At 40.4% G+C, this 3,285-nt stretch carries 5 protein-coding genes; all 5 read left to right on the forward strand.

Annotated elements, in window-relative coordinates; all coding sequences use genetic code 11:
- A partial coding sequence (locus tag LC574_RS32415) for a HEAT repeat domain-containing protein (RefSeq protein ID WP_267871749.1) occupies positions 1-710 on the forward strand: 710 nt, incomplete at its 5' end.
- Positions 711-805: 95 nt separating this feature from the next.
- The gene (locus tag LC574_RS32420) at positions 806-1,489 is read left to right on the forward strand and encodes a transposase (protein ID WP_229457701.1); all 684 of its coding nucleotides are present in this window, start codon (positions 806-808) and stop codon (positions 1,487-1,489) included.
- 91 nt (positions 1,490-1,580) lie between these two features.
- On the forward strand, positions 1,581-1,730 hold the full coding sequence (locus LC574_RS32425) for a hypothetical protein (protein ID WP_229457702.1): 150 nt from the start codon (positions 1,581-1,583) through the stop codon (positions 1,728-1,730).
- Positions 1,731-2,152: 422 nt separating this feature from the next.
- Entirely contained in the window at positions 2,153-2,773 is a 621-nt protein-coding gene (locus LC574_RS32430) for a hypothetical protein (protein ID WP_229457703.1), read from the forward strand.
- A gap of 59 nt (positions 2,774-2,832) precedes the next feature.
- Complete coding sequence (locus LC574_RS32435; protein ID WP_229457704.1) at positions 2,833-3,165, forward strand: hypothetical protein; 333 nt, start codon at positions 2,833-2,835, stop codon at positions 3,163-3,165.
- The last annotated feature ends 120 nt before the right edge of the window (positions 3,166-3,285 follow it).

Consider the following 3,285-nt stretch of genomic DNA (forward strand, 5'->3'; position numbering starts at 1 on the left):
AACTTTTACGAAGTGGGGGATCTGTTAGGTTACAAAAATTTCTCGATTGGCGTGCGAATAGAGGTATTGCATTGGAGATTTTAGCAAGAAGAGAATTTATTGGTGCAACACCCGATCCTCGTTCGATTATTCCACCCACAACCGATGATAATATAGTGCGATCGCTTGCATACAACCCTAGCTTAACACCGCAATTACTGAGCATTCTTGTCCAAGATCCTTGTGTAGAAGTGCGTGTTTATTTAGTCCGCCATCCCAATTTGACAGAGGCGTTGTGGTTACAGTTAGCAGAAGATGCGGAAATATCCGTGCGTGAAGTTGCTGCTACAATCAACGCACCTGTAAGCGTTTTGGAATTATTGGCGCAGGATGAACAAGTAGAGGTGCGAATCAAAGTAGCGACTAACCCCAATACAACAATTACTGTTTTACAATTTCTTGCAGGTGACGAAAACCCCAGTGTACGTACTGCTGTGGCTAGCAATTCTAACCTACCTGAAACAATACTGACACAATTGGCAAACGATGAAAAAGTCGAAGTCCGCCGCGCAGTTGCTCAAAATCCTAACACCCCTGCACCCATCCGCGAAAGCCTCCGCGATTTAGTTGTCCAACCCACCACACGCCAAACTAGTCCCACGTTGCGCGGACTCAACCGCCTCTACAACCCCAGCACTGATGATTTAGCTAACTCCGTAAGAAGCCTCTGACTCAGTCCGCAAGGACGAGTGATGAGATGAATTACGGGTGAGTTGACGACAGTTCTTTGACCGATTTTCCCTGCAAGGGAAAGAGGGAGAAGGACATGGAGGAAACGAACAAATATTATGTTAAACTCATTTATAGCAAAGGTTCTAAATTTGACAATCCGAGAATACTAAATAAACATGAGTTTAATCTGAAGCTAAAACAGCAACAACTATCTAGAAAACAAAAAGGCTCTAATAACCGTATTAAATCTAGAAAAAAAGTTGGCTTTGTTCATAGAAAAATTACTAACTGCCGTGAAGATTTTCTACACAAGCTATCTCGTAGGATAGTTAACGAAAACCAAGTTATTGTGGTTGAAAATCTTAATGTTAGGGGCATGATGCAAAACCATTGTTTGGCTAAATCCATCCATCAAGTAGGGTGGGGAATGTTTTGCACAATGCTTAAATATAAGGCAGAGATGTCAGGAAAGATTTACCAAGAAGTGGATAGATTTTTTCCTAGTTCAAAAACCTGTCATGTCTGCCTTAATCAAGTTGGTAGTTTACCACTGGATGTAAGATTTTGGACTTGCGAAAAGTGTCAAACTAGACATGATCGGGATGTGAACGCAAGTATCAACCTCAGAGATGAGGGACTACGTATTTTGACCTCTGGAACGGGGGATAAAGCCTGTCGCCCAGATGTAAGTCGGAGTAAGGGAGGACGCAAGAAATCCACTACTGCGCTTTCTGTTGGACTGTTGCCTACGCTCACCGCGAAGCGGGAGCGTAGGTAGTTCACTAAGCATACTTGCAGAATACGCGAGTTCAGAAAATGCCTTTGTCCGGTTCGTGACACTCCTCCACCCGCTAACTCCCCATGAAGTCTTGACTCAAGCAGCGCAGTCTGCATCCTGGCTGGAACGCTACGCCGTTGCTGATAATTCAGGGACTCCTAGCGAATTACGCCAGCAACTTGCCCAAGATAGCAACCGGATTGTTCGCGCAGCCGCTAGAGTTACAGCTATTTTCAGGTAAATAGACCACGCGGTAGGGGCACGAGCCAGCTCATTGGTGTCAACTTAACGTAAAAGTCATGTCCCGCAAGGAACTGAAGTTCCTTGCTAATAGCGGAAGTCATCTGAAGATGACTAAATATAGCCAAAAATTTTTAGTCTACTTCAGTAGACTTTAGCTATGAGCCTTGAACTTTAGTTCGAGGCGGGTGAGGAAGCTTTCAGTTAAGCTACTTTTAGCTTAAGTTGACACGTATGAGCAATGCTGTGCCCCTACGATAGATGTGGTTCAAATACATGAAAACTGCTGTAATACCAATTCGTAATTCGTAATTCGTAATTCGTAATTAAGATCCGTCAGATTTAGTGTGGGTTTCAGAGTTTGAATTTGTTGCTAGATTTTAGAGAATTGGTATAACTTGTGAATAATTGAGGATGTTGCAGATGGCATACAGTGATTTCACACTTGCCAAAGTTCGAGAAACGTTTCAACTTGTAATTGATGAAAAGCGCAATCTATTCAAAGATGTGTCGCCTATTCAACCTTCTGGTACCTTAACAACGCTCTTAGAAGAATATACTCAACTAGCAACTGCCATCAACACTGAAAAAGCCCGTTCCGAATTACTAATTATGCCAGTTCTTACGGAAGTTAGGCGACAGCTAAATTATCAAATATCACTGTTTTCTGGAACAGATTTTGATGTAGATAGTAGTAAAGGATTGAATGGATTTTGTGATTTCATTCTCTGTGGTTCTGAAGAACAATTTTACATTAAAGCGCCTGTCCTTACAATTGTTGAGGCCAAAAATGAAAATATCAAAGGTGGTTTAGGACAATGTATTGCTACTATGCTAGCTGCCCAATTCTTCAATCAAGATACTCAACAAGAAGTTAAGACAATCTATGGAGTTGTCACTAGTGGAACCAACTGGCGATTTTTAATGTTGGAAGGATTAACAGCATACATTGACATAGTTGAATACTACATCAATGATGTTGATAAAATTATCGGTATTCTGTTGCAACCGTTTCAATCTGCTTTGCTACAAGCATCGTTATAAAACAGTCATTCTATTAATGTAGAGACTATCTGCAAAAAGTAAAACCTACTTATTACACCATGCAACCAACAACAGAGCAAATTTTAGGAACACTACAAGTTATTATTGAGCCTATTTCAAACTTTAAATTATCTGGACATGAAGATGGTGGATATATTTATCCATTTATTTGGGAGGTATCTGAACAAGGAGAATTTAATATACTAAATCTTAGCCTTTCTAAAGGCTGGTTAAAGCTTACAGATAGTGATGCTACAATTAAAAATTGGCAGGCAATGGAGTATTTAAAAGAGTTTCCTGATTTTTCGTTAAACACAAATGATAAAACTGCTTGGTTTAACAAAATAGAAACTTTAGCTCAAATACTGAGTAATAGTTTGCAAGACATATAGGAATCGTATTTGATTTTTGAAATTATTTACGTAGGCGGGGAGTGGGGAGTAGGGAGTAGGGAATAAGGAATTAGGCTTTTCGAGTTGTACCGAGCTTTTTCAGAAATCAAATATTAGTCC

It is taken from the genome of Nostoc sp. CHAB 5715 (assembly GCF_020829685.1).
Lineage (GTDB): Bacteria > Cyanobacteriota > Cyanobacteriia > Cyanobacteriales > Nostocaceae > Nostoc.

Coding starts and splice junctions, on each gene's coding strand:
- LC574_RS32430 (WP_229457703.1), top strand. CDS start 2,153: ATGGCATACAGTGATTTCACACTTGCCAAAGTTCGAGAAACGTTTCAA.
- LC574_RS32420 (WP_229457701.1), top strand. CDS start 806: ATGGAGGAAACGAACAAATATTATGTTAAACTCATTTATAGCAAAGGT.
- LC574_RS32435 (WP_229457704.1), top strand. CDS start 2,833: ATGCAACCAACAACAGAGCAAATTTTAGGAACACTACAAGTTATTATT.